Here is a 24,995-nt window from a genome sequence, read left to right on the forward strand (position 1 = left end):
GTGGCGTCACCGCCTGCATCTGCGCCTGGGCCAGCGCATGGTCGGCCAGCACATGGTCGATGTCGTCACCGCCCAGGGCCGAATCGCCGCCGGTGGCCACCACCTCGAACACGCCGCGGCTGAGTTGCAGCAGCGAGATGTCGAAGGTGCCGCCGCCCAGGTCGTAGATCGCGTAGAGCCCTTCGGCGCTGTTGTCCAGGCCATAGGCGATGGCGGCGGCCGTGGGCTCGTTGAGCAGGCGCAGCACGTTGATGCCGGCCATCTGCGCGGCGTCCTTGGTGGCCTGGCGCTGGGCGTCGTCGAAGTAGGCTGGCACGGTGATGACCGCGCCGAACAGGTCGTCGTTGAAGGTGTCTTCGGCACGCTGGCGCAGGCTGGCCAGAATTTCGGCGGAGACCTCGACCGGGCTCTTGCTGCCGGCCACCGTGTTCACGTGCACCATGCCGGGTGCGTCTTCCAGCTGGTACGGCAGGCGGCTGGTGTCGCCCAGGTCGGCCAGCTTGCGGCCCATGAAGCGCTTGACCGACACCACCGTGTTCACCGGGTCTTCGGCCTGCGCGTGCAGCGCGTCGAAGCCGATCTGGCGGCGCACCTGGCCGTTGGCCGGGTCGGTGAAATAACGCACCGCCGAGGGCAGGATCACGCGGCCCTGTTCATCGGGCAGGCACTCGGCCGAGCCGTGGCGCACGGCGGCCACGAGCGAGTGGGTGGTGCCCAGGTCGATGCCCACCGCGATGCGGCGCTGGTGGGGGTCGGGCGATTGTCCGGGTTCGGAGATTTGCAGCAGGGCCATGGGGATGAGGCGGTTGCGGTGCTCACGCACCGTCTTCGTAACGTTCGAGGCGGGCGTCGATCTCGTCGGTCAGACGGTCGATGAACATGAGGGCGCGCACTTCCTGAGCAGCCTGGGCGGGGTTGCCGTCGACATCGAGCAGTTGGGTGACGCGGGCCAGACGCGCCTTGCGCTGAGCCGACACCTCGTCGGCCAGCGTCTGCACGGCGTCGACGTTGTCGGCCTCTTCCAGCGCTTCGCGCCACTGCATCTGCTGCATGAGGAAGTCGCCCGGCATGGCCGTGTTGCTCTCGGACTGCACCGGCACGCCGGCAAGCTCGCACAGATAGGCCGCCCGCTTGAGCGGGTCCTTCAAACGCTGGTGGGCCTCGTTCACGCGCACCGCCCACTGCATGGCGATGCGCTGCGACGCGGCGCCATCGGCCGCAAAGCGGTCGGGGTGCACCTGCGCCTGCAGGGCTTTCCAGGCAGCATCGAGTTGCGCCCGGTCGAGCTGAAAGGCCTTGTGCAGGCCCAGGAGGGTGAAGTCGTCGGCGTCGATGTTCATGGCCACAAACCTGTCCGGTCGAAAAAGCGAAACCCCACCACAGGGTGGGGCTTCATCCGACGCAAGGCACTGCCTTGCCGGTGCGGGCGGGCCATCCCGGCGCCACGCGCGCACGGGGAGCCCGGATGCCCTCACCTCAGATGCGGAAGGACTCCCCGCAGCCGCAACGATCGCGCTCGTTGGGGTTGTTGAACTTGAAGCCTTCGTTCAGGCCCTCGCGCACGAAGTCGAGCTGCGTGCCGTCGATGTAGGGCAGGCTCTTGGGGTCGACGATGATCTTGACGCCCAGTTGCTCGAACACCTGGTCTTCCGGGTTCACCTCGTCGGCGAACTCGATCTTGTAGGCCAGACCCGAGCAGCCGGTGGTCTTGACGCCCAGGCGCACGCCCACGCCCTTGCCGCGGCGGGCAATGTAGCGGGTGATGTGGCGTGCGGCCGCCTCGGTGAGACCGACGGACATGGTCTCGGAGACCGGGGCGATCTCGGCGAGCGGCCCGTTGCCCGGGCCACTGGTGCACGAAGCAGCGGTGGCAGTGTCAGCCTGCATTCTTGGCCTTGTAGTCGTTGACGGCGGCTTTGATCGCATCTTCCGCCAGGATGGAGCAGTGGATCTTGACCGGAGGCAAGGCCAGCTCTTCCGCGATGGCGGTGTTCTTGATCTCGAGCGCCTCGTCCAGCGTCTTGCCGCGCACCCATTCGGTGACCAGCGAGCTCGACGCGATGGCCGAACCGCAGCCGTAGGTCTTGAAACGGGCGTCTTCGATCACGCCGGTGGACGGGTTGACCTTGATCTGCAGCTTCATCACGTCGCCGCAGGCCGGGGCGCCGACCATGCCGGTGCCGACCGACTCGTCGCCCTTGTCGAACGAGCCCACGTTGCGGGGGTTTTCGTAGTGGTCAATGACCTTGTCGCTGTATGCCATGGTGATACTCCGGTTCGATCAGTGCGCCGACCACTGAATGGTGTTCAGGTCGATGCCATCCTTGTACATGTCCCACAGGGGCGAGAGCTCGCGCAGCTTGGCGACGCGCTCCTTCAGGGTCGTCACCACGAAGTCGATTTCTTCTTCGGTGGTGAAGCGGCCGATGGTCATGCGCAGGGAACTGTGGGCCAGCTCGTCGCTGCGGCCCAGGGCGCGCAGCACATAGCTGGGCTCGAGGCTGGCCGAGGTACAGGCCGAGCCCGACGACACGGCGATGCCCTTGATGCCCATGATCAGCGACTCGCCTTCGACGAAGTTGAACGAGACATTGAGGTTGTGGGGCACACGGCGCTCGAGGTCGCCATTCAGGAAGATCTGCTCGATTTCCTGCAGGCCATTCCACAGGCGCTGGCGCAGGGCCAGCACGCGGGCGTTCTCGGCCTGCATTTCTTCCTTTGCGATGCGGAAGGCTTCGCCCATGCCGACGATCTGGTGCGTGGGCAGGGTGCCCGAGCGCATGCCACGCTCGTGGCCGCCGCCGTGCATCTGCGCTTCGATGCGGATGCGCGGCTTGCGGCGCACGTACAGCGCACCGATGCCCTTGGGGCCGTAGGTCTTGTGCGAAGCCAGGCTCATCAGATCGACCGGCAGGGTGTTGAGGTCGATCTCGACCTTGCCGGTGGCCTGGGCGGCGTCCACGTGGAAGACGATGCCCTTCTCACGACACAGCGCGCCGATGGCCGGGATGTCCTGGATCACGCCGATCTCGTTGTTGACCATCATCACCGAGATGAGGATGGTGTCCGGGCGGATGGCGGCCTTCAGCACGTCGAAGTCCAGCAGGCCGTCTTCCTTGACGTCGAGGTAGGTGGCTTCGAAACCCTGGCGCTCGAGTTCACGCACGGTGTCGAGCACGGCCTTGTGCTCGGTCTTGACCGTGATGATGTGCTTGCCGCGGGTCTTGTAGAAGTGCGCGGCGCCCTTGATGGCCAGGTTGTTCGACTCGGTGGCACCCGAAGTCCAGACAATCTCGCGCGGGTCGGCACCGATCAGGTCGGCCACCTGGACGCGGGCCTTCTCGACGGCCTCTTCCGCTTCCCAGCCGTAGGCGTGGGTGCGGGACGCCGGATTGCCGAAGTGCTCACGCAGCCAGGGAATCATGGCGTCCACCACGCGCGGGTCGACCGGGGTCGTCGCGCCGTAGTCCATGTAGATCGGGAAGTGCGGGGTCATGTCCATGATGGGGACTCAAACAGGCTGGCGCCAGGGCACCTGCGGCCATCGGCCGACGGCGCACACGTCGCTGGTTCTTCTTGTGGGCTGTGGGGCAGCGTAAAACGTTCGATTATCGCGTCTGGCGTCCGCCGGCAGGCACCGGCGGCGGCCAAGGCCCTCATTTTGTGAGGGCCGCTCCGAGCGCAAAAACGGAATTCGGGGCGGTGACCTTGATCGGTTTGACCACCGGCTGCGTGGAAATCGCGCGCTTGATGGGCTGGGCTTCGACCGACACACCCTTGGCAATCTGGTCTTCCACCAGCTTCTTCAGGCTGATCGAGTCGAGGTATTCGATCATCTTGTTGTTGAGCGCCGTCCAGAGGTCGTGCGTCATGCAGCGGCCGCCGTCGTCGCCCATGCAGTTTTCCTTGCCGCCACAACCGGTGGCGTCGATGGGCTCGTCAACCGCGACGATGATGTCGGCCACGGTGATGTCTTCGGCCTTGCGGCCCAGCGAATAGCCGCCGCCGGGGCCCCGCGTGCTTTCCACCAGTTCATGGCGGCGCAGCTTGCCGAACAGTTGCTCGAGGTAGGACAGCGAAATCTGCTGGCGCTGGCTGATGGCCGCCAGGGCCACCGGGCCGGTGTGCTCGCGCAGGGCCAGGTCAATCATCGCGGTGACCGCAAAACGGCCTTTGGTCGTCAAACGCATGGCTAACTCCTTGGTCAGGAACTCGGAAAGGCGCGGGAGACGCCCAGGTGACCGTCGTGCGACCCAGCAGGATCACTGCCAGTTCCGGATAACCCTATTTCCGAGTGATTAGCTCGATTATAGAGATCCCCACTGTTTTTGTCAACTACACATGCGGGGTTACCCCTGCAATTGATGTCGATTGCGCCGATAGCCTGACTCAATGGTCGCGTCAGGCCCCCCCTGCATGCCAGCAAATGGCGATCCCGAGGGTGAAGTCGTCAGCCGAGGTCAGGCCGCCTGCTGTGCGCGCTCGACGCGCGTCAGACGCAGGTCGCGGCCGGGCGCCACAAACACGCCCTCTTCGGGCATGTCGAGCCGCTCTCCGTTGGCGAGCCGGAACTCGACCAGCCCGGTCGGCTCCCATTGCCCGAACGGGTCGGAGCCAACCGGCAGTCTGACGAGGTGTTCAAAGGCGTGCACAGTGTGCAGACGTCCTTGCGGGTCGCGGGCACACAGGGTGTCCAGGCGATGCAGTTGCTTGTCCATGATGGAACTCCTGCCTGAACGGCTGGCCCACCACCGCGACGGGCCATGACCGGAGGACGACTGTACGCCCGCGTGCGGGCCTGCACAACGTCAGTCAGTGTGCGCAGTGCGGCCATGTACGCGCCGCGCTGCCTGCACGCCCGCGGCACGGCGTTTGTGCCGCCACCGCCAGAATCCTGTCACGCCGAGCAACAGCGGCAGCACCCCGCTGAGCAGGATGAGGATGCGCCCCGGCCAGCCGGCCACTTCGCCGTTGTGCAGGGGGTGGAGCCAGGCAAACAACGTGTCGGCAGCACCGGCGCTCAAGCCGTCTCGCACGCCGATGACCTCGCCGGTGGCCGCATCCAGCCATACCTGGGTGCGCGGAAACCGCCGGCTGGGCTCGCCCGCCTGCCACAACTGCACCCGCAACAGCCCGCCCGCGCGGGGTGCCGACTCGACCCAGCGGGGCTGCGCGCCGGGAAAGATGCCTTGCGCCACGTTCACCGCCTGCGTCAGCGCCATCACCGGCAGACCGCTGACCTGCACCGGCGGCGGCTGGAACACCGGCGACACGTGGTTCAGCCAGGGCGTGATCTGACGCTGCCAGGTCAACAGCACCCCGGTCAGGCACAGCATCAGCAACAGCACGGCCCCGCCGGCCCCCGCCAGCTTGTGCAGGTCGTACACGCGGCGCTCCGGAGCGGCATCGCGCTTGAACGACCACGCCTGGGCCCATCGCCCCGAGCGGGGCCACCACAGCACCAGCCCGCTCACCAGCGACACCGTCATGAGCACGCCGAGCACACCGACGGCATGCCGCCCCGGCGTGTCGAGCAGCAGGCTGTAGTGCAGGTCGTAGAGCCAGGTCCACGGCTCCTGGCCCCAGAAGGCGGTGTGGTGCACGCGCTGCCCGGCGGTGTCCAGCCAAACCATGCGCGGCGCGAAGCTCTGGCCGCGGGTTTCAGCGGGGTGCAGGTAGCGGACCACCACGGGGTCGCCCGCATTCAGCGGCAACTCGATGCGCCAGGGGCCATCGCGCGTGGGCTCGCTGGCGTGCAGCGTCGTCAGCACGGCGTCGAGATCGACGGGTGCGGGCTGCCCGTGCGCTGCCGGCACCGGTCGACCTGCGTTGAGCAGCTCGCGGTACACCACGAGCACGCTGCCGCTCAAGCCCATCAGCACCCAGAACACCAGCAAGGCCAGCCCCAGCCAGCGATGGATCTGCATCCACCGCCCCCGCGCCCGATTGCCAGGCGCACCTTTGCGCATCCCGTGCATGGTCAGAAGCCCAGTTGCGCGGCCAGCGTCACGGCCCGGCCATCGGCCGGCGCATGCAAGCTCTGGCTGCCGTCCCACCACACGTATTCATGCCGACGATCGAACAGGTTCTTCACCTGCAGATCCAGGGTGAGCGTGGGTGACCAGCGATGACGCACCTGCAGGTCGGCCACCACGAACTGGCCATATCGGCCGTGGCTGTTGCTCTGTTCCAGGTGGTAGCTGCTCTGTGCCCGGGCAGCCAGTGTGCCTTCCCAGTCATCGCGCGGCTGCCAGCGCAAGCCCAGCGCTGCCAGCGCATGGGGCACGTGGTCCACCTCCTTGCCGCGGGTCAGGGGCGCGGAGGGGTCCGGGTCGACGATGCGGGCGCGCTGCAGCGTCAGGCTGGCCCAGGCACTGAGGCGCTCCTGCAAACGGGCGTTGAGCTGCAGGTCCTGACCGTCGCGCCGCGTGCGGCCCAGGTTGGCGGAGTCGTTGGAAGGGTCGTTCAAGCGGCGATAGACCTCGTCCGAGGCGATCTGCGTCCAGCTTGCCAGGCGCCCCTCCAGCCAGTCGGCCACGCGGAACTTCCAGCCCAGCTCCCACCCTTCGTTGATCGAGGGCGCGAGGTCCGTCGTGCGCGGGGGCACAAGGTAGCTCGCGGCGCCCACGCCGATCTGGAAAGTGCGACCCCAGTTGGCATACACGCTGTGCGCCTTCACGGGCGCATAGACCACGCTCAGTTTGGGCTGCCGGATGTTGCCGTAGTCGTTGATGCCCAGCGTGCGGCCGTTCAGGCCATCGCGCAGGCTGCCTGAGAAGCGATCGACTCGCCAGGCTGGCAAGACGGTCCATGCCGGATGAGGTTTGATCACGGCCTGGACATATGCCCCGGTGTTGTCGAGCGCGAAGGCCTGATCGCGCGTCTGGCTCTGGCGCTGCTGGCTTGCGGTGAGGTAGCGCAGGCTGGCGTTGTCCTGCCACTCACGCTGCACCCCGGCCTCAAGCTGCAGCAGGGGGTGAACCCGCCATGTGACGCTGCCCAGCATGCCGCGGTGGGTTTCCTGCACCCGCCTTTCCTGCTGGCTCACGCTGCCCGAGAAGGTCACGTAGCGGCGATCGTCGAGTTCGTTGCGCCAGGCGCGTGCCGACCAGGTGACACCGCCCGCGCCCTCTCCTTCTGCGTGCAGGCTCAGCTGGTTCATGCGCCGCAGGTCGTCATCGGTGGCGTTCCATGCGGCCGATTGCCGGCGGTCGGCAAGGCGCTGCGCCCGCGTCAGGTATCCGGGCTCGTCGGCATGGGCCTCATGGCTGCGTGCCACCAGCCCAGCCCGCCAACCGAGGCCTTGCGGCTCGTAGAACCACTTCCCTGCAAAGGTGCGCTTGTCGCTCTCTGCGTGGTCGCGGTAGCCCGCACTGCGGCGTACTCCGAGAAAGTAGTTCTGCTGCCAGCCGGTATCGGTCTGCAAGGCCTTGGCAACCTGCACCTCGCCGGCACCGAACTGCCCGACGCTGACACGGGCCGCGCCGTCGTTGCCCCCCTGCCGCGTGATGACCTGCGCATGGCCGGCGATGGCATGCAGCCCCCAGCGGGGATCGTTCGTGCCGCGCACCACCTCGATGCGCTCGATCTCCAGCGGCGACACCATGTCCAGATACGGCATGTTGCCGTCGTTGCTGTTGGACGGAATGCCATCGATCAGCAGCTTGACGGCATTGATGTTGCCTTCGCCGTTGAAGCCGCGGAAGGAGGGCTTGCCGGACGTGGTGCCCTGACGGAACTCGGTGAGCATGACGCCCGGCACGGCGCTGAACAACTCCCATGACTGGTCGACGCTGCGCGCCTGGATCACGTCGGCGTTGACGAGGTCGACCGACGCGGCCAGTCGCCGGCTGGCCAGCAGACTGGGTCGGCTGGCCGTGACGCCGACTTGGCCCAGGGTGAGCGAGCCGGCGTCACCCGGGGCCAGGTCGGCAGAAGGCGAGGAAGGCGTTGCCGGGTCGGCGGCAGACGCCCGAATGGGCTGGATGGAGAGCAGCGCGGCGGCCCACAGGGCCGTGATGCGGCAAGAGGCAATGGACATGGTGGTAGCAAGCTGAATGGCCACGGACCGGGGGCGGCCTCGTGGGCCGGCGGTCGCGTCGAGCGCGGTCATGCAGTCGGCAACAGCCGGCATGACGGCGAGCAGACGCCAGCGCCCAGGCACCCGCGCCCGGGGCGGCGCACATCAGGCTTGCAAGGGTGGGCCTGTGGACCAGGGCGCGGCCCACGCGAACAGCGGCCGCGGCGCCTGAAGGAACAAGGCAGGCAGGTGCCCGCCCGAACCGAGCCACACCGGAACCCGGGGCACCGCGGGCGGCGGGGCCCACCCCGCGTGCTGGAGCCCGCACAGCGGGCAATCGTCCTGGGCCGCATAGAGGGCCGCACGGGATTCGTCGCCGCCCCCATCGACCCGCATCAGGCGCACCGACTGGTGGGCTTCGCTGCTGCCACACACCACCTGCCACACAGGCACACCGGCCGCCGACTGCAGCAGCCGCGTCAGCGTGGGGGCGAGCACGGCCACGCACACCCAGGCCAGCACCAGCGGGGCGAGCCAGCGGGCGCGACGCAGCGGTGATGAAGGCGGGGCCAAACGCATGAGGGCAGTGTAGCGGGCTCACGCCCACCCACTGCCCTCTTCGCTCAAGACGCTAACCGCGTGGCTCAGCTGCCGATGCGGCCGCCGTCGTCCTTGGTGATCATCACCGTGGCCGAACGCGGACGCGCCGTGTTGCCACCTGCGCCGTAACCCGAGTTGCCGGGCCAGTGGCTGCCGTAGGTGCTGCGGTTGTTCACGTCGGTGGTGTCTTCGCCCGGGTGCTGCACGTTGATGAACATCACCTTGCCGTCCGGCGTTTCAGCCAGGCCGGTGATCTCGCACTGCGACGGCCCCACCAGGAAGCGCTTCAACGTCGACTCGGTCGGCTTCTTGCCCACCTTGGTCGTGACGGAGGTCGCGCCGTAGTTCAGCGTCACGTTGCTGCCGTCACCTACCGTGCCCGGCACGCCCGCCAGCATCATGCAGTTCGTGACGTCGGTGTAGGCGCCGTCGTCGGTCTGGATCCAGCAGATACCGGTGGCCTTGCTGAACACCAGGCCGTCCGGGCTGGAGAAGTCCTGGTCGTCGGTCAGGCTCGACAGGTTGATCAGCGTGGGCGAAGCGGCCGATTCGGCACCGAACAGGTACACGTCCCACGTGAAGGTGAGCGCGCCCGGCTCGCCGCCGGCTTCCTTGATGCGCACGATGTGGCCGTTGACGTTGCCCGACTGGGTGGTGCTCACGCCCTTGATGTCGGTGTAGCCGCGAGGGTTGGCGGCGTCCACACCCAGCTGGCTGCCGGTGGGGCTGACACGGCGGTTGCTGTTGTTCGTCATGGTGAAGTACACCTCGCCCGTGGTCGGGTGGGTGCCACACCATTCGGGGCGGTCCATCTTGGTCGCGCCCACGGCATCGGCTGCCAGGCGGCTGTGGATGGCGACATCGCCCTCGTCATCGAAGACGTAGGTGGTGTAGCCGGCCACGGTCGGGTTGTTCAGGCTCAGCTCGACCCAGTCGCCCGAACCATCGCTGTTGAACTTGGCGACGTACAGCTTGCCGCTGTCCAGGTACTTGTCGCCGGTGGCCACGCGGTTGGCGGGGTTGGCATCGGCAGCAGACCAGGTGGCCGTGCTCACGAACTTGTAGACATACTCGCCACGCGAATCGTCGCCCATGTAGACGGCCAGCGGCTTGCCCACCACCGGGTTGGAGAAGGCTGCGCTTTCGTGGGCGAAGCGGCCCAGGGCGGTGCGCTTCTTAATCACCGAGGTGGCGCTGTACGGATCGATTTCGGTCATGTAGCCCTGACCGTTGATCTCGAAGCGGTAGTCTTCGCTGCCATCGGCCGCCGCGGCCGGGTTCAGCGTCATGTCCCAGCGCGCGTACTTGTCGTCCGAGCCAGCGGTCTCCCAGTTGTAGCGGCTGGCACCTTCGCCACGGCCATAGCGGTTGAGTGCCACGTTGGCGTCTGCGCCCAGCACCGTGGCGCGGTTGGTGGCGTCGCCCGCGGTGCGCTTGAAGTAGCCCGCCCAGTTCTCTTCACCGGTCAGCAGCGTGCCCCACGGGGTCTTGCCGGTGCCGCAGTTGTTCAGCGTGCCACGGGTCTTGGTGCCGTCGGCCGAGAACTTCGTCACCAGCTTGGCGTTGCCACGGGCCGGGCCGGCGATCTCGATCTCGGTCAGGCCGGTGATGCGGCGGTTGAAGGCCGAATCCAGCACCAGGGCGAACTTGCCATTGGTCTTCTTGAACTCGGTGATGGCCACGCCATGGGCGTCGACCTCGATGTCGACTTCAGAAGCCACGCGGTTCGCGCCAGCGGTCGGCCCGTTGGCGTGCAGGAACAGCGGGGTGATGTACTCGTGGTTCATGCCCAGCAGGCAACGGTCGCTGCTGTTGGCGTCCGGCGTGCCGGTGGCCGACAGGCCAAAGTAGTCCATGCCGTCGTGGCAGTCGCCGCTGCGGCGGTCGTAACGGGTGTTCAGGCCGTCGTCGGTGTAGGCGGGCACATCCGAGAACAGGCGGTCGCCCGTGGCCAGCACCACGGTGGCGGTGTAGCCGGCCGGCACGGTCACGGTGTCGGCCAGCGTCTTGGCCACAGCACCGAAAGCCAGCAGGCGTTCCGTGGAGCCGGCCGGCGCGGTCGTCGCCGGGGTGTCATCGCCCCCACCGCCACCGCACGCGGTGAGCGACAGGCCACCGAAGGCCGCCGTCATCGCGGTGCCCAGGCTGCCACGCAGGATGCTGCGGCGGCTCAGGCGCGCCTGAAGCACGGCATCGAACGTCGGGTTGTTCGTGGTGTTGGAATCTTCGTTGTCGAAATCGGGGACGGACAGGTCGGTTCGTTTGTTCATGACTGCGTGGTTACTGCGGTGAGGAGCCCGCAGATTAGTAACCACACATGGGTGACACCTCGGTGATGGTTTCATGACACCACCGAGACAGCCCCGTCTTCCGGACAGATCACGCCCGTTTGGCTGCCTGAATGGGCACGATGTGGTCGCCGCCCGGGGCGCCAAACGCCTGCTCTTTCAGCAAGGCCAGCTGATCGCGCAGGCGCGCGGCCTTTTCGAACTCCAGATTCCGGGCTGCTTCCAGCATGTCCTTTTCCAGCTGCTTGATGCGCTTGCCCAGGTCCTTCTCCGACAGGGCGCCCGCGCCTTCCATCGACTTGGCCAGCGCCTCGGCCGCGCGCAGGTCGTCCTTGGCCGCGTTGGACATCACGCCGTCGATCAGCTCCTTGACCTTCTTGTTCACGGTGCGCGGCGTGATGCCCAGCGCTTCGTTGTGCGCGATCTGCTTGGCACGGCGCCGCTCGGTCTCGCCAATGGCCTTGCGCATCGACTCGGTGATCTTGTCGGCGTACAGGATGGCCATGCCGTTCTGGTTGCGCGCGGCCCGACCGATGGTCTGGATCAGGCTGCGCTCGGCCCGCAGGAAGCCTTCCTTGTCGGCATCCAGAATGGCCACCAGCGACACCTCGGGGATATCGAGCCCCTCGCGCAGCAGGTTGATGCCCACCAGCACGTCAAAGGTGCCCAGGCGCAGGTCGCGCAGGATCTCGACGCGCTCGACCGTGTCGATGTCGGAGTGCAGGTAGCGCACCTTCACGCCGTTCTCGGTCAGGTAGTCGGTCAGCTGCTCGGCCATGCGCTTGGTCAGCGTGGTGATCAGCACGCGCTCGTTCTTCTCGACGCGGATGCGGATTTCCTGCAGCACGTCGTCCACCTGGTGCGTGGCCGGGCGCACTTCCACAATCGGGTCGAGCAGGCCGGTGGGCCGCACCACCTGCTCGACCACATTGCCGGTGTGCGCCTTCTCCCAATCGCCCGGCGTGGCCGACACGAACACCACCTGCCGCATCTTGCGCTCGAACTCCTCGAACTTCAGCGGGCGGTTGTCGAGCGCCGAAGGCAGGCGGAAGCCGAACTCCACCAGCGTGGTCTTGCGCGCGCGGTCGCCGTTGTACATGCCGCCCAGCTGGCCGATCATCACGTGGCTCTCGTCCAGGAACATCAGCGAATCGCTGGGCATGTAGTCGACCAGCGTGGGCGGCGGATCACCCGGCTTGGCGCCCGACAGGTGCCGCGTGTAGTTCTCGATGCCCTTGCAATGGCCGACCTCCTGCAACATTTCGAGGTCAAAGCGGGTGCGCTGCTCGATCCGTTGCGCCTCTACCAGCTTGCCGGCGGCCACGAACTCCTTCACGCGGGTGTTCAGCTCGTGCTTGATGCCCTCAATGGCATTGAGCACCTGCTCGCGCGGCGTCACGTAGTGGCTGGAGGGGTAGACCACGAAGCGCGGGATCTTCTGGCGGATCTTGCCCGTCAGCGGGTCGAGCAGCGACAGTGCATCCACCTCGTCGTCGAACAACTCCACACGCAGCGCCAGCTCGCTGTGTTCGGCCGGGAAGATGTCGATCGTGTCGCCCCGCACGCGGAAGGTGCCGCGCGTAAAGTCCATGTCGTTGCGCTTGTACTGCATGCGGATCAGCTGGGCGATCACGTCCCGCTGGTCCATCTTGTCCCCCACCCGCACGATGAACCGCATCTGCGTGTAGTCCTCGGGCTTGCCGATGCCGTAGATGGCCGACACGGTGGCCACGATCACCACGTCGCGCCGCTCCAGCAGGCTCTTGGTGGCGCTCAGCCGCATCTGCTCGATGGCCTCGTTGATGGCGCTGTCCTTCTCGATGAAAAGGTCGCGCTGCGGCACGTAGGCTTCGGGCTGGTAGTAGTCGTAGTAGCTGACGAAATACTCGACCGCGTTCTTCGGAAAGAACTCGCGGAACTCGGCATACAGCTGCGCCGCCAGCGTCTTGTTGGGCGCGAACACGATGGCCGGCCGCCCCACACGGGCAATCACGTTGGCCATGGTGAAGGTCTTGCCCGAACCCGTCACCCCCAGCAGCGTCTGGTAGCTCAGTCCGTCTTCCACGCCTTCCACCAGCTGTGCGATGGCCGTGGGCTGGTCGCCCGCCGGTGGATAGGGCTGGAACAGCTCGAAGGGCGAGTCGGGGAAGGACACGAACTGCCCCGCCGGTGCCCCCGTCTCATCCCCCTGCGCCGTGGATTCCGCACCCCGTGTGCGGGCTTCGCGTTGACTTGGTTCTGACATGAGGGCCACAGTGGGAATAAAATAAAGGGTTTGCCCGATTCCTCTTTCGTTACAGAGGTGGCCACAAGCCTCGGGACAAGACCCTTCAGATTACCGCAACCGACCGGAGACTGCTTGCATGGCCTCGTTGTTCGCTTCCGTTGAAATGGCTCCCCGTGACCCCATCCTGGGCCTCAACGAACAATTCAATGCCGACACCAACCCCAACAAGGTGAACCTGGGCGTGGGCGTCTACACGGACGATCAGGGCAAGCTGCCCCTGCTGAAGTGCGTGGCCGCTGCTGAAAAGCAGATGTCCGAGACCCTGAAGCCCCGTGGCTACCTGCCCATCGACGGCATTGCCGCCTACGACAAGGCCGTGCAAGGCCTGGTCTTCGGTGCCGAGCACCCCGCCGTCAAGGGCGGCCGTATCGCCACGGCCCAGGCCATCGGCGGCACGGGCGGCCTGAAGCTGGGCGCCGACTTCCTCAAGCGCCTGCAACCCAATGCCACCGTCCTGATCTCGGACCCGAGCTGGGAAAACCACCGCGCCCTGTTCGAATCGGCCGGCTTCCCGGTTGACACCTACCCGTACTACGACGCAGCCAACCGCGGCATCAACTTCGAAGGCATGCTGGCCAAGCTGAAGGCTTCGCCCGCCGGCACCATCGTCGTGCTGCACGCCTGCTGCCACAACCCGACCGGCTACGACCTGACCGACGCCCAGTGGGACGAAGTCATCAACGTGGTCAAGGCCCAGGGCCTGGTCGCCTTCCTCGACATGGCCTACCAGGGCTTCGGCAACGGCATCGCCGAAGACGGCGCCGTGGTCCTGAAGTTCCTGGAAGCCGGCCTGAGCTTCTTCGTGTCCACCTCGTTCTCGAAGAGCTTCTCGCTGTACGGCGAGCGCGTGGGCGCCCTGAGCATCGTGAGCGAAACCGCCGAAGAGTGCGCCCGCGTGCTGAGCCAGCTCAAGCGCGTGATCCGCACCAACTACTCGAACCCGCCCACGCACGGCGCCCAGGTGGTGGCCACCGTGCTGAGCACGCCCGAGCTGCGCGCCATGTGGGAAGACGAGCTGGCCGGCATGCGCGACCGCATCAAGCTGATGCGCACCGCCCTGGTCAACGAACTGACCGCCGCTGGCGTGCAGGGCGACCTGAGCTACATCACCCGCCAGAAGGGCATGTTCAGCTACTCCGGCCTGAACGCCGCCCAGATGCAGCGCCTGCGTTCCGAATTCGGCATCTACGGTGTCGATTCGGGCCGCATCTGCGTGGCCGCGCTGAACACCGGCAACATCAAGGCCGTGGCCGCCGCCATCAAGGCCGTGATGTAAATCGGCTAACGGGGCGGCCTGACGAGGCTGCCTTCACAGCAAGACAAAGGGCTCCCGCGGGAGCCCTTTTTGTTGGCTTGCCGAGCGCCTGCTCAGCAGTTGCCCTTCTTGGCCTGCCCCGGTGGGCAATGCTGCCCCTGCCCTGCGGGCACCACGACCCCACGGGGGTCGACGACGACCGCTGCGTTCGGCGTATAGACGGCACAGCCGTTCAGGGCGACCACGGCGGCACACAGGGCGAAAACGATGCTGGCGTACTTCATGACGAGAGGCGATGGGGGGCTGCGATCGCCGGATTCTAAAGCGATGCATCTTTTCTGTCCGGGCGGCTTTCTGCCCGGTAGGCCTGCCGCTCGAAGGGGTTGTCGAGGTACATGCGCCGGCCACGCAGCCACTGCCACAGGCTGGCCAGCACATAGGCCGGCAGGAAGAACGGCCCCCACACCTCGGCCTGGCGCACGTGAACATGCTCGTGGCGGCGCACGCGGCGCAGTTCGGCGGCACTGACGCCCAGGATGACGTGGCCCAGCGTGATCGCGCTGAAGCTGAACGGCGCCGGCGCGCGGGCCACAAAACGCCCGAGCCGGCCACCATGCACCTCACAAGCGCCCTGCACCCATTGCACGCGGGCGCCAAACGCCACGCAGACAAGCGCCACCACCGCGCCCACCAGGGTGGTCGGCAGGGCCCAGAGGTAGGCAAGCAGGCGCATGGGGCTCAGGCGGCGGGCAGACTCCGCCAGCGAAAGAAAGCCACGATGTACCCCAGCAAGCCCAGCCCCAGGGGAAACAACCCCACCCACGGGTAGACGGCGGCGTTGGCCGAGGCGATGTCGGTGGCCAGCGCGCGGCGGGCATGCCCGTCCACCACCATGCCGTAGGCCCGCACCGGCAGCTCGGCGCCAGGCTCGCCCTCGGGCTGCAGCACGTAGAAGGACAGCGCCGTCTGCCCGGGCCGCCAGGAAGCGGCCTGCTCGGCGGCGCCCAGGTGGTTCAGCTCGAAGGTGCGTGCGTCGTTCGCGACGCGGAACTGAACCCAGTCGCCACGCCGTCCTGCGCTGGTGGCGGTGATTTCATGCAAGGTGCCGCCCACCGCGCGATAGGCCCTGGCTTCATCCGGCAGAGGCTGGGGCGGCCGCGCCAGAAAGAGCAAGCCCATGCCGAAGATGAGCGTGCAGATGACGAGGAAGAAGACCAGATCGCGGCGGGTACGGAGTTGGAACATGGCTTGGTGGGACAACCCGGCCCAAGCATAGCCGGATCACCGCCACCCAAGCGCAGGACGGCGACCGCGTTGCCTGCGCACCATGGCCGCCACGCACGCCAGCCCGCTGATCACAAGGGCCGTGCTGGCGGGTTCGGGCACCGGCACAACGCCATTGGGCCCCAGCACGTTGCCCACCGCGTCGGTGCCGGTGAAGTCGGTCACGCGGCCGCCCTGCCAATAGGCCTCGATGCCTGTCAGTGCCGCCGTCTGGCTGAAGTCCGACGTGATCGATGCACCCAGGCAGCACGGATACACGTCGGTGAACAGTGCCACCTCCACTTCGAAGGGCACGCCCCACTGCATCGCGAAATTGGCGGTGGTGGTGACCTCTGCTGAGCCAGAGAACGCGCCCGGTGCAGTCACGAAACCGCCCGGCAGGCCGGTGCTACCGCCGCGCAGGTAAGGCTCGCCGTCGTTCACCACCGTGCCCATGAAGGCATTCCAGGTGCCGGCCGGCGAGCCATTGACCCGGATGCCAAGGCGCACGTCGCCCTGCTGCGTATAGGGCGCGTTGGGCAGGCTGCCCATCAGGCCTTCGACCAGAAAGCGGAAGTTGACCTGCCCGGGCGAGCCGGTTGCAATGCCACTGCTCATCAACGTCACAGGCACGCTGAAGCGGGCAAAGGCAGATGACTGGTGGTAGGTGAAGGCCGATGTGCTGCCCGTCATGGTGCCCTCGGCCACTGCGCCGAGGTTCCAGTACCCCGCCCTGGCCATGGCGCTGCCGGTGTAGCTGCCCCCGCTGACCGACCCCGCCGCAGTCTGCGTGGCGGTGAGCGGGCCCGCAGTGCCCGTCTGGTTCTGGATGCCGCCCTGAAGGTTGCAGCCCGCAAAGCCCTCCGTCGGCATCCTGAGGCCGGCAAACCAGCCGTCGCCGATGGTGGGGCCGCTGGTGGCGCAGGCGAAGGGGCCGGTGCCCTGCGCCACGCCGGCTACGGCCCCGGCGTAGGCTTGCAGCGCCTGAGCGGAGGCCGCGCCGGAGGCGAGCACCCATGCGACCCCCACGATGAGGCCCGGCAAAAGGTTGACGCTGGAGAATGCTCTTGTCATCGCGTGCCCCTCGGCCGCCGGGATGGCGGCCCCTGCCGATCAAGTTTAGGAAGCGGGCGGGCGGGCGATATCCCTAGGCGTAGGGGCGCACATCGGAACGGCGCTTGCCCTGCGTTCCCAGCCCCGGCGCAGATCGGCAGTGGGGGGTGGCGATCAGCCGGTTGTGCGCGCGGCAGGCCGAGGCGTGTTGACCCATTCCTGCACGCTGGGGCGCTGCCACTGCTCGTTGGCGTAACGGGCCAGGTGCTCGGGCACCGGGTCGCCGGCCAGCACCAGGCGGTTCAGCATCAGCGCGAGGTCGGTGTCGGCAATGCACCATGTGCCGAACAGCGTGCTGCCGTGCTCGCGCAGCCAGCCATCGGCTGCCTTGAACAGCCGCTCGGCCGCCGCCCGCGCCTCATCAGACAGGGGCGGCACCGGCGTGCGCAGAAACACCACTTCGGTGGTGCGCTCGGAGCGGATGGGCATCAGGTCGCTGCGCAGCCAGGCCTGGATCTCGCGCGCCCGGGCCCGATCCTGCACGTTGGCCGGGTAGATGGGCGTGGCGGGAAACGCCTCTTCCAAGTACTCGCAGATGGCCGAAGACTCGGACAGGTTGAAGCCATCGTGGCTGAGCGTGGGCACCCGCAGCGTGCTGGAGACGCCGGCATAGCCCGCAGCCAGATGCTCGCCGCGCTGAAGATCGACCAGCGCCAATTCGAACGGGATGGCCTTTTCGCGCAGGGCGACGAACGCCGACATGGCGTAGGGAGACAGGTGGTTCGAATCGATGAAGAGTTTCATGGTGGTACGCGTGATTGCAGTAGCGAAATCGCCAGCGGAATGAAGCCGAGGCAGACCAGGCCATAAAGCAGATGGTTGCCTTAACGGGGTTTGAAGTCCAGCCAGATCTTCCGCCATGGCTTGCGCATCAGCAAGCGGCCCACGCCCACATCGAACGCTGCCATGAAGAGCGACAACCCCAGGCCCAACGCCAGGTGCGCCACGGGCGAGCGAAGGCCGATCCCGGGAACCTGCCACAGACACAAGGCAAAGGCCAGCATCGTTCCGGTGACGGCGCTGAGCTTGAGGGCCCGTTCCTTGCCGATGCGGGGTGTGATCCACACGGTTCTGACGATGCCATGCAAGGTCTCGGCTGACGCCAGCAAGACGCAGAGCGCGCCAACACGAAGAAGCGTTTCACCATCCATTCGCTGCCTTTGCCGCACTATCGGGACGGGCACTGAACGGACGGCTTCAGCTGAGCACGACCAGCGCGATGCCCACAGCAGCAGGCATGCCCTGAATGAAGAGAATCTTGCGACTGGCCGTCAGGGCGCCGTAGATGCCTGCAATCAGAACGCAGCCGAGGAAGAACAGCTTCACCGGCGTGCCTGCGCTACCCAGCGCAATGCCCCAGACCAGCCCAGCGGCCAGAAACCCGTTGTACAGCCCCTGGTTGGCAGCAAGCACCTTGGTGGCCTCCGCTTGCTCCGCACTGAGCCCGAAAGCCTTGCGGCCCGCCGGTTTTGTCCACAAGAACATTTCCAGCACGAGAAAGTAGAAATGGAGCAGCGCCACAAGCGCCGTCACGATGTTGGCTGCCATGGTCATGGTCGGTCATCCCTGATGGAATCTGGCACCGGGTCAGGCCCCGGCGCATTGGCACGGTGATGAAGAACCGGCTTCATGGCTGGTTCGGAATGAGGACGATGAGGTCGGTGGCGCCCACATCGATGCCCAGTTGCGAAAACAGCGTGGTCACCTGCCCCCGATGATGGGTCTGGTGATTAAAGAAGTGCAACAGCACCTCACCCAAGCGCTTCTTGCTCTGGATGCCCTTGGTCGAGGTGTATTCAAACGGCGCGTCCAGATCCTCTTGCGAGAGCGCCTTGCTCAGGTTGACGATCACGTCATCCAGGGATGCCCGCAGGTCTGTCAACGCGGCAAAGTCAGCGCAGATCGGTTGATCGAGCGCCGTGGGCTCGGGCATGTCTTGCAAGGGCGCCAGGGACGCAAGGCCGGGGAGGCGAAGGGCCATGCGCTTGAGCCACAGGATGTCAGCCACTGCGATGTGATTGAGGGTTCCCAGGATGGACCCGAAGAAGGCGCCGCGATCCTGTGCCAGTTGCTCATCGGACAGAACGGACGCCGCGGTGTACAGCTTCCGGTTCATCCATTGGTTATAGGCAGCCAGGTGAATGAAGTGGGATGTCCAGGTCATGGTGGGATGGGAAAGGCGCGCTGGCCCGGAGGCGATCAGACGCTGCCCTCGCGCTCGATGACCAGAACGTGAGCCGCGCCGACGGGGTGGGCCACGTGTTCACAGCCCGTTGAAGCATAAAAGACATCGCCGGTCTTGAGTCGGGCAACCTGCTCTGTGCCCGCGTTGCGGTGGTGCATGTCGACCTCACCAGACAGCACGACGAACACCTCTTCCCCATCGTTGACATGCCACTTGTACGGCTGGTCTGTCCAGTGCAGCCGCACCGTGGTGCCCTGGATGTTGGCGATGTCGAGCGCCTGCCAGGCGCGTTCCGGCAGGAAGTCCTTGGGGCGGATGACTTGCATGGATCAGTATCGCGGCTCAAAAGTTTCCCACCCGTATGCCTCGTCTCGCATCGGGGCGGCCAGCCATCCACAAACCGCGCCAGCGACCAGGGGAATGACGTAGAAGACCGGCGATCGGGGCAGTGGTGCTCCGGATACAGCCATTGAGAACATCGTCAGTGCGGCGACACCAGACACGCATCCGAGCAGCGCGCCGAACTCATTGATGCCAAGGCCCTTCAGGAAGGCTCTTGCGTTCCACATGAGCACGTAAATGACACCGCCCAAGGCTGCCGGAACGATCCCGATGCCATAACCGAACGCCAGCATAAGACCGATGGCGGTGGGCTGTGGAATGACACCGGTGCCGGAAAGCAAGAAGACCAGCGTGCCAATGCCCGGGCCAACGAGTGCGAACAGGACCACGGGCACGAGGTATGGCTTTATTCGCATGGTTGTCATTTCGAAGAGAGAGAAGAATCTAACACCCAGGTTAACCGGCGCCGGAGCGCGAAGCGCGCAGGGCACCAACACTGGCCATAAAAATGGCGAAGCCATGGCCAGTGTTGGCGTCCGCGTTGAACCGTCAGTTAGCCCATTCTCGAATAGAGAAAACTATGCTCGCGGAATTGAGAGTATGAACCGATTTCTGGCGTAATCGGGGTCCCGCAACTTTGGAATTCCAGCAATCACCGATAGCCGTCCGCCGTTTATACTGGCCAGTTGCCTTGCAATGTATAAGCCAATGCCTGACCCTTGTAGTCCGTCTCGCACGGACCTGAACCCGGAGTACCCTTCATAAAATATCTTTTCGGATTCGTCTTGATTTATTGCGAGGCTCTCCATTTCAAATATTATTTCTATGGAGTCCGGGGATGTTGATGTACTCACCGAAAATGCTCCGCCCTGGCGAATATATTTGGCAGAGTTTTCCGCAATGTGATAGATGCAAACATGGATTGATTCATAGTCGAAGACCGCTTTTGCCTGGGTAGCTTGAACATCCACTGTTACCCCTTTGTCTGTGAAATCCCCGAAAAACAGGTAAAAGACATTCATCAGCACCTTATGGATTGAATGACTTTCCTTCTTGATCTGGCCGACATCTCCGCTTAACTTGTTAAAGGCGGAAAATTCAGCATTCTGTGCGGCTTGATGCTTCAATATTGAAATGAAGGCCGAAGCTGCATCATCAGGGTTCCTTACTATTTCATCCTTTACATAGTCTTTTGCGCGCTTGCCATAGGAAAGCATGTTGTCCTGCCGCGCCACATAAAATATCTCCTGCATTGTCTTTGCAGTTAGACTCTTGAGGTTGTGTATAAGCCGCTTCGTGTGCGCTTCTTCTTTTTTCGCGGCAAGCATTGCTTTCTGCTCAAACTCTTCAGCGATGGCCATCAGCGTCGCGGCTTCAGTTGCAAGCATACGCTTGCTTTTTATTCGGTCTTCATCGAAGGCTAATGCAAATATGGTGTGCGAAGCGCTTTGAATTTTTGCAATTCTCGCTTGTTTTCCTGATATGTGAAATTTTGTATTGCCGCTTGAGCCGGGTATCGCCTTCTTTATCTCTGTTAGCCAATCTTCCGGTATTTCGTTGATGATCGCTTTTGGGCTCCCGTTTCTTTTGAGCCAGAAATGTGCATCTTTCATTTCTTCAGCACTTTGAGAATTGTTTCCTCGAAGCGAATTGGTTCTGCATTTTTGGGGAGGCTGTAGTCTGCCTCTTGCAGGGCCTCATCAAATCTCTTGCCCTCTTCTTGGGCTGAGTAGATGATCACTTTCTTGTCTCTATAGCGACGCTTGATTGCAAGAGCCAAGCCGAGACCTTCATCTTTCAGCTGCATCTGACGGCCAACTCCTTGTATATCGATGAACAGGACATTGGCCGAAAGAATGTTGGGGTCATCGATTGATTGAACGTCCTTGATAAGCTTTGTTTGTAGCCACCCCATTTTCTTTAGAATTCCCACAATTTTAAAGCCTTTGTCGTCGTCAATGAACAATATGCTCGTTTCATTCTTGATGGTCGCAATGTTTGCTTGATCGACTTTCGGCTCGTCAATTAGTCCCTGGCCTACGTTTAGTGTTATGTTTTGCGTATTTGTATTTGTTGGGTGAGGAAATGAGGCGTCGGACTTGTCGTTCCGCCACTTGTAAAAGATAAATCCACCGATGGCAATGGCGCTTGCTATAAGCGAGGCAATCTTTTCGCTGTTGTCCAGATCAAAGCCCATTGAGTTTCCTAATTCTTTGTTTGCGTGACGTGGCAAGGCGTGAGGCTAACGCCCAAGGTAAGCGGCGCCGGAAGGAGCGCAGCGACTGAAGGGCACCAACAAGGGCCAGGACAATAGCGAAGCCATGGCCCTTGTTGGCGTCCGCTTGACCGACCAGTTAGGCATCATTTTTTTAGCTCACGAAGGAATATTAGATTTGGGACCTTTGCCCCCGTGTCGTCGTAGCGGAAGATGACCGTTATGTCGCCGTTGATTGCTGTCTTTCCCAGCAAGTCGTGAACCTTGATGTGCGGATCAAGGTGCATTTTTGCTCGGCGGCCACTGATGCTTGGAACGACAGCAGCCCACCCTCTCTTGGTGCTATCGAGATCGATTGCGCGTATTTGAATTTCGACGTCATAGAAGTCATCGATGGCCTCTGGAGGCTCATCGTCTGGCGGGCTCGTCGGCATGGCCCTGATTGCAGAGTTGTCGATCGTGGTCTGCGGGTCTTGGTTGAGCACGATGAATGTTTCACCCTCGCGTTTAGCGGGCCGGACGACTTTGACGGCTTCCTTGGGAAGATGCTCATTCCTCGCGAGCGTTCCTTGGATGACTGAGCGAAATTGCTCTTCGTTTACGCCAGCAATGTTTGCTCCGTTGAGGATGAACACGTTTTGACTGCCTTGAAGCGCCTGTTTTTGCTCTTCTGGTCCTTTGAGCTTGTTAAGAAGGAGAATGCCTCCACCAGTGATCAGCGCACCAATGATTGCGCCAACTAGTTTTTTGTTGGAGATGAGTGAATCTACGCCAATGTCCTGCCGCAGCGATTGGAGGCTGTTGTCCAGCTTCTCTTGATTGCCAAAGAGAAACTTGACAACCAAGTCTTCCCAAAGGCTGCCGGCTTTGATTTCATTGACGAATACGTTGACCTTCTGAATGTGCAAGCCTGGTTGCAGCCGTTCAAGGACATCAGGCGTTGCTTCGATAATTGCTTTAAGCGCAAGCAACGACTCAGCTACATCTTCAAGAGGCAGATGATTTTTGTTGCTGTAGTAAACAGACTGACCGGTGACAAGTTCCACTTAGATGCTCCCTTTTTCTTGTGATGCCTACCTGCAAACTAGGCAACCTAGCGCCCACACCCGCGTTGGCCTAAGCCAAAAGCGCAGAACTGGCCCCACCGCGCCAAACGCCTCAAACACAACAACTTGGCCACCCTCATCCCCCTTCCCTCCCCCTCTTAGCCCACCTAACCCACACCCCAACTCCCCATCCTAAAAACCGCCACCCCACCTGTCCATCACCCAAACAGCCACCCTCACTCCCCGGGCCCCGCGTGTTCGTGCCCGTGTTCCACCCGCCACCCTGCCCCCACATCCAGCCGGCTGGCTTTGCGCACCACCGGGTCTTTCGGCATGTCGCCAAAATCGGCTGCATCCAATTGCCGGTACACGGCCACATCCCGCCACGGCGGCCCCTGCATATTCACCGGTGCCCCCTGCTTGCCCACCGCCTGCAGGCGCACCCAATCCACCTGCACACCCAGGGCACGCAATTCCCCGGCGGAGTAATGCACCACCGCCCGGTCGGCATGGAACACGCGCTCCAGCGTGACCTCGCCGCGCGCATCCCGCCGCCACACTTCGGCGGTGTCGCCGCGGCTCAGCACCACGGTGTCATCGGCCCACGCGGCGGGCGCGCCCAGCGCCCACGCCATGCACAGCGCCCAGGCCAGCCGGCGCACCGCGTCAGAACCCGAACGCATCGCGCATCACGTGAAAAACCCAGTTCTGCTCCATGCTGCCGCGCACCAGGTGGGCCCGCGGTCCGCGCGCCCAGATGGTCACGTCTTCGCCGCCATGGGTTTCCGATTGCAGCGGCACGGCGGCCTGCTGCAAAAAGGGCAGCGCGGTGGTGTCCACCCGGCTCAGGTCGGGCCGGGCGCCGGCGGCCAGCGTGGCCGGTGTCACACCGGGGCCGTTCTGGTAGCCCAGGGTGGTGTAGGGCTTGCCGTCGTCGGCCAGGGTCACGGTGGGGTGCTGGCCGTCTTCGTCGGGCACGCCTTTGACCAGGCCCAGGATGTCGTTGCCGCGGTGGGGGTAGCCGGCCATCGTGAAGGTGTGGCTGTGGTCGGCCGTGACGACGATGAGGGTGTCGGCCTCACGCGTGAGCGCCATCGCGCGGCGCACGGCGTCTGACAGGGCAATGGTGTCCTGCAGCGCGCGGCGGGCGTTGCCAGCGTGGTGAGCGTGGTCGATGCGGCCGGCTTCCACCATCAGGAAGTAGCCCCGGCGTTCACGCTGCAGCAGGCGGATGGCCTTCTCGGTCATCTCGGCCAGCGAGGGCTCGCCGGCCGGGTCGGTGGGGCGGTCGGCCTCGTACTGCATGTGCGAGGGCTCGAACAGGCCCAGCACAGGGCCTGTGTGCCGCACGTCCAGCGCGTCGAAGCCGGCGCGGTTCCAGATGTAGCGGGCGCCGGGGCCGCGGGTCTGCACCCATTCGGCGGTCAGGTCGCGGCCGTCCAGGCGGCGGCCGGTGCGCGCAGCGTATTCGGGGTCGGCCACGCCGCGGGGCATGAACATGCTGCGGCCGCCGCCCAGGGCCACCTTCAGGTTCTGGCGCACGGCGGGCGGCGCCTCGATCAGCTGGCGGGCAATGTCCTTCACCGGGGTGGCGTGGCCGGGGCAGGCGGCGGTCACTTCGGCATCGGATTCCCAGTCGCGCGCGGCGGTGTGGGCATAGGTGGCGCCCGGCGTGGCGTGCGTCAGGCGCGCGGTCGAGACAATGCCGGTGGCCTTGCCGCGCGCGGCCGCCATTTCAAGCAGGCTGGGCACGGCGTGGGCCGCCACCACGCGGGCGTCGCAGGCGTTGCGCGGCGTCAAGTGGTTGACGGACAGCATGCCTTCGCGCGTCTTGTAGCCGGTGATCAGCGCCGTCATGGTCGGGGCCGAATCGGGCGTTTGCTGGTCCCACGCATAGGTCTTGGACAAGGCCGAGTACGGGAAGGTCTCGAAGGCCAGGCGGTTTTCTTCGCCGGGCTGACCGCGTTGCTGGCCTTCCAGGATGCGCGCGGCGGTCTGGGTCGAGATGCCCATGCCATCGCCCACGAACAGGATGACGTTGCGGGCGCGGCCGGTGATGGGCTTCAGCCGGTGGCCTTGCTGGATGAAGCGGGCGCCGGCGGCATGCCAGTCGGCCACGGATTCAGGGCCCTGGACGACCGGGGGCGCGGCCATCGAGGATGCGGCAAGGGTGGTGGCCAGGCAGGCGGCCAGCGCGACAGGCAGGGTGCGGTTCGGGCTCATGCAGGCGATGTTAGCGGCGGGGTGCCCCCGGGATCGAGGGGTCGCATTCCGCATGGCATCCCGAATGGCCCGTTCGGATCACAGGCGGCCGTCAGGTGTAAGCGACCGTGTCACGGCCGCTGGGGATAGTGAGCTGCTTCTGCTCAACCCCACCGGAG

General features: G+C 64.7%; 28 protein-coding genes. 1 reads left to right on the forward strand and 27 read right to left on the reverse strand.

Annotated elements, in window-relative coordinates; genetic code table 11:
- The 12 genes from Q0Z44_RS03505 to uvrB all read right to left on the reverse strand — a co-directional run.
- The coding region (locus Q0Z44_RS03505) for an Hsp70 family protein (RefSeq protein ID WP_298010394.1) at nucleotides 1–793 on the reverse strand (793 nt) is incomplete at its 3' end.
- Between the two features lie 22 nt (nucleotides 794–815).
- Nucleotides 816–1,340 (reverse strand): Fe-S protein assembly co-chaperone HscB, encoded by a 525-nt coding sequence (gene hscB, locus Q0Z44_RS03510; protein ID WP_298010399.1) that lies wholly within the window; start codon nucleotides 1,338–1,340, stop codon nucleotides 816–818.
- 136 nt (nucleotides 1,341–1,476) lie between these two features.
- A complete protein-coding gene (gene iscA, locus Q0Z44_RS03515; RefSeq protein ID WP_298010602.1) occupies nucleotides 1,477–1,800 on the reverse strand; it encodes an iron-sulfur cluster assembly protein IscA in 324 nt (107 codons plus the stop codon).
- Nucleotides 1,801–1,876: 76 nt separating this feature from the next.
- On the reverse strand, nucleotides 1,877–2,263 hold the full coding sequence (gene iscU, locus Q0Z44_RS03520; protein WP_109035149.1) for a Fe-S cluster assembly scaffold IscU: 387 nt from the start codon (nucleotides 2,261–2,263) through the stop codon (nucleotides 1,877–1,879).
- Between the two features lie 18 nt (nucleotides 2,264–2,281).
- Nucleotides 2,282–3,502 carry an IscS subfamily cysteine desulfurase gene (locus Q0Z44_RS03525; protein ID WP_298010405.1) on the reverse strand — a complete coding sequence of 407 codons (1,221 nt, stop codon included), beginning with the start codon at nucleotides 3,500–3,502 and terminating at the stop codon, nucleotides 2,282–2,284.
- 154 nt (nucleotides 3,503–3,656) lie between these two features.
- Nucleotides 3,657–4,190, reverse strand: coding sequence for a Fe-S cluster assembly transcriptional regulator IscR (iscR, locus tag Q0Z44_RS03530; RefSeq protein WP_109035146.1), 534 nt, complete (start codon nucleotides 4,188–4,190; stop codon nucleotides 3,657–3,659).
- A 270-nt stretch (nucleotides 4,191–4,460) separates the two neighbouring features.
- Nucleotides 4,461–4,718: a hypothetical protein gene (locus Q0Z44_RS03535; RefSeq protein WP_109035144.1), complete on the reverse strand. Its 258-nt coding sequence runs from the start codon at nucleotides 4,716–4,718 to the stop codon at nucleotides 4,461–4,463.
- Between the two features lie 90 nt (nucleotides 4,719–4,808).
- The gene (locus tag Q0Z44_RS03540) at nucleotides 4,809–5,927 is read right to left on the reverse strand and encodes a PepSY-associated TM helix domain-containing protein (RefSeq protein WP_298010411.1); all 1,119 of its coding nucleotides are present in this window, start codon (nucleotides 5,925–5,927) and stop codon (nucleotides 4,809–4,811) included.
- 53 nt (nucleotides 5,928–5,980) lie between these two features.
- On the reverse strand, nucleotides 5,981–8,041 hold the full coding sequence (locus Q0Z44_RS03545; protein ID WP_298010416.1) for a TonB-dependent receptor: 2,061 nt from the start codon (nucleotides 8,039–8,041) through the stop codon (nucleotides 5,981–5,983).
- A 144-nt stretch (nucleotides 8,042–8,185) separates the two neighbouring features.
- Entirely contained in the window at nucleotides 8,186–8,599 is a 414-nt protein-coding gene (locus Q0Z44_RS03550) for a DUF2946 family protein (RefSeq protein WP_298010419.1), read from the reverse strand.
- A 65-nt stretch (nucleotides 8,600–8,664) separates the two neighbouring features.
- Nucleotides 8,665–10,890 (reverse strand): PhoX family phosphatase, encoded by a 2,226-nt coding sequence (locus Q0Z44_RS03555; RefSeq protein WP_298010422.1) that lies wholly within the window; start codon nucleotides 10,888–10,890, stop codon nucleotides 8,665–8,667.
- Nucleotides 10,891–10,999: 109 nt separating this feature from the next.
- Nucleotides 11,000–13,063, reverse strand: coding sequence for an excinuclease ABC subunit UvrB (gene uvrB / locus Q0Z44_RS03560; RefSeq protein ID WP_298010425.1), 2,064 nt, complete (start codon nucleotides 13,061–13,063; stop codon nucleotides 11,000–11,002).
- 208 nt (nucleotides 13,064–13,271) lie between these two features.
- Here uvrB and Q0Z44_RS03565 point away from each other — a divergent pair, with 208 nt between their 5' ends.
- Nucleotides 13,272–14,471, forward strand: a complete 1,200-nt coding sequence (locus Q0Z44_RS03565; RefSeq protein ID WP_298010428.1) for an amino acid aminotransferase — start codon at nucleotides 13,272–13,274, stop codon at nucleotides 14,469–14,471.
- A gap of 92 nt (nucleotides 14,472–14,563) precedes the next feature.
- Here the strand turns inward: Q0Z44_RS03565 and Q0Z44_RS03570 are convergent, their stop codons facing one another.
- From Q0Z44_RS03570 to Q0Z44_RS03640, 15 genes are all read right to left on the reverse strand, one after another.
- Nucleotides 14,564–14,734, reverse strand: a complete 171-nt coding sequence (locus Q0Z44_RS03570) for a hypothetical protein (RefSeq protein WP_298010431.1) — start codon at nucleotides 14,732–14,734, stop codon at nucleotides 14,564–14,566.
- A 35-nt stretch (nucleotides 14,735–14,769) separates the two neighbouring features.
- Nucleotides 14,770–15,183, reverse strand: a complete 414-nt coding sequence (locus Q0Z44_RS03575) for a signal peptide prediction (RefSeq protein ID WP_298010436.1) — start codon at nucleotides 15,181–15,183, stop codon at nucleotides 14,770–14,772.
- Nucleotides 15,184–15,188: 5 nt separating this feature from the next.
- Nucleotides 15,189–15,695, reverse strand: a complete 507-nt coding sequence (locus tag Q0Z44_RS03580; protein WP_298010439.1) for a hypothetical protein — start codon at nucleotides 15,693–15,695, stop codon at nucleotides 15,189–15,191.
- A gap of 36 nt (nucleotides 15,696–15,731) precedes the next feature.
- On the reverse strand, nucleotides 15,732–16,787 hold the full coding sequence (locus tag Q0Z44_RS03585) for a hypothetical protein (protein ID WP_298010442.1): 1,056 nt from the start codon (nucleotides 16,785–16,787) through the stop codon (nucleotides 15,732–15,734).
- Nucleotides 16,788–16,940: 153 nt separating this feature from the next.
- On the reverse strand, nucleotides 16,941–17,570 hold the full coding sequence (gene yfcF, locus Q0Z44_RS03590) for a glutathione transferase (protein ID WP_298010445.1): 630 nt from the start codon (nucleotides 17,568–17,570) through the stop codon (nucleotides 16,941–16,943).
- An 80-nt stretch (nucleotides 17,571–17,650) separates the two neighbouring features.
- A complete protein-coding gene (locus Q0Z44_RS03595; protein ID WP_298010448.1) occupies nucleotides 17,651–17,893 on the reverse strand; it encodes a hypothetical protein in 243 nt (80 codons plus the stop codon).
- Between the two features lie 130 nt (nucleotides 17,894–18,023).
- On the reverse strand, nucleotides 18,024–18,380 hold the full coding sequence (locus tag Q0Z44_RS03600) for a DUF1304 domain-containing protein (RefSeq protein WP_298010451.1): 357 nt from the start codon (nucleotides 18,378–18,380) through the stop codon (nucleotides 18,024–18,026).
- A gap of 73 nt (nucleotides 18,381–18,453) precedes the next feature.
- A complete protein-coding gene (locus tag Q0Z44_RS03605) occupies nucleotides 18,454–18,990 on the reverse strand; it encodes a DinB family protein (protein ID WP_298010454.1) in 537 nt (178 codons plus the stop codon).
- Between the two features lie 35 nt (nucleotides 18,991–19,025).
- Nucleotides 19,026–19,337 carry a cupin domain-containing protein gene (locus Q0Z44_RS03610; protein ID WP_298010458.1) on the reverse strand — a complete coding sequence of 104 codons (312 nt, stop codon included), beginning with the start codon at nucleotides 19,335–19,337 and terminating at the stop codon, nucleotides 19,026–19,028.
- Between the two features lie 3 nt (nucleotides 19,338–19,340).
- Complete coding sequence (locus Q0Z44_RS03615) at nucleotides 19,341–19,874, reverse strand: hypothetical protein (protein WP_298010461.1); 534 nt, start codon at nucleotides 19,872–19,874, stop codon at nucleotides 19,341–19,343.
- Nucleotides 19,875–19,931: 57 nt separating this feature from the next.
- A complete protein-coding gene (locus Q0Z44_RS03620) occupies nucleotides 19,932–20,966 on the reverse strand; it encodes an ATP-binding protein (protein WP_298010464.1) in 1,035 nt (344 codons plus the stop codon).
- On the reverse strand, nucleotides 20,963–21,550 hold the full coding sequence (locus Q0Z44_RS03625; protein WP_298010467.1) for a hypothetical protein: 588 nt from the start codon (nucleotides 21,548–21,550) through the stop codon (nucleotides 20,963–20,965). Before Q0Z44_RS03625 ends, Q0Z44_RS03620 begins: the two co-directional genes overlap by 4 nt.
- Before the next feature lie 164 nt (nucleotides 21,551–21,714).
- Nucleotides 21,715–22,614 carry a hypothetical protein gene (locus tag Q0Z44_RS03630; RefSeq protein WP_298010470.1) on the reverse strand — a complete coding sequence of 300 codons (900 nt, stop codon included), beginning with the start codon at nucleotides 22,612–22,614 and terminating at the stop codon, nucleotides 21,715–21,717.
- A gap of 236 nt (nucleotides 22,615–22,850) precedes the next feature.
- Complete coding sequence (locus tag Q0Z44_RS03635) at nucleotides 22,851–23,297, reverse strand: hypothetical protein (RefSeq protein WP_298010473.1); 447 nt, start codon at nucleotides 23,295–23,297, stop codon at nucleotides 22,851–22,853.
- Nucleotides 23,281–24,837, reverse strand: a complete 1,557-nt coding sequence (locus tag Q0Z44_RS03640; RefSeq protein ID WP_298010476.1) for an alkaline phosphatase — start codon at nucleotides 24,835–24,837, stop codon at nucleotides 23,281–23,283. Before Q0Z44_RS03640 ends, Q0Z44_RS03635 begins: the two co-directional genes overlap by 17 nt.
- Nucleotides 24,838–24,995 lie beyond the last annotated feature (158 nt).

It is taken from the genome of uncultured Aquabacterium sp. (genome assembly GCF_947366995.1).
Taxonomy (GTDB): domain Bacteria; phylum Pseudomonadota; class Gammaproteobacteria; order Burkholderiales; family Burkholderiaceae_C; genus Aquabacterium.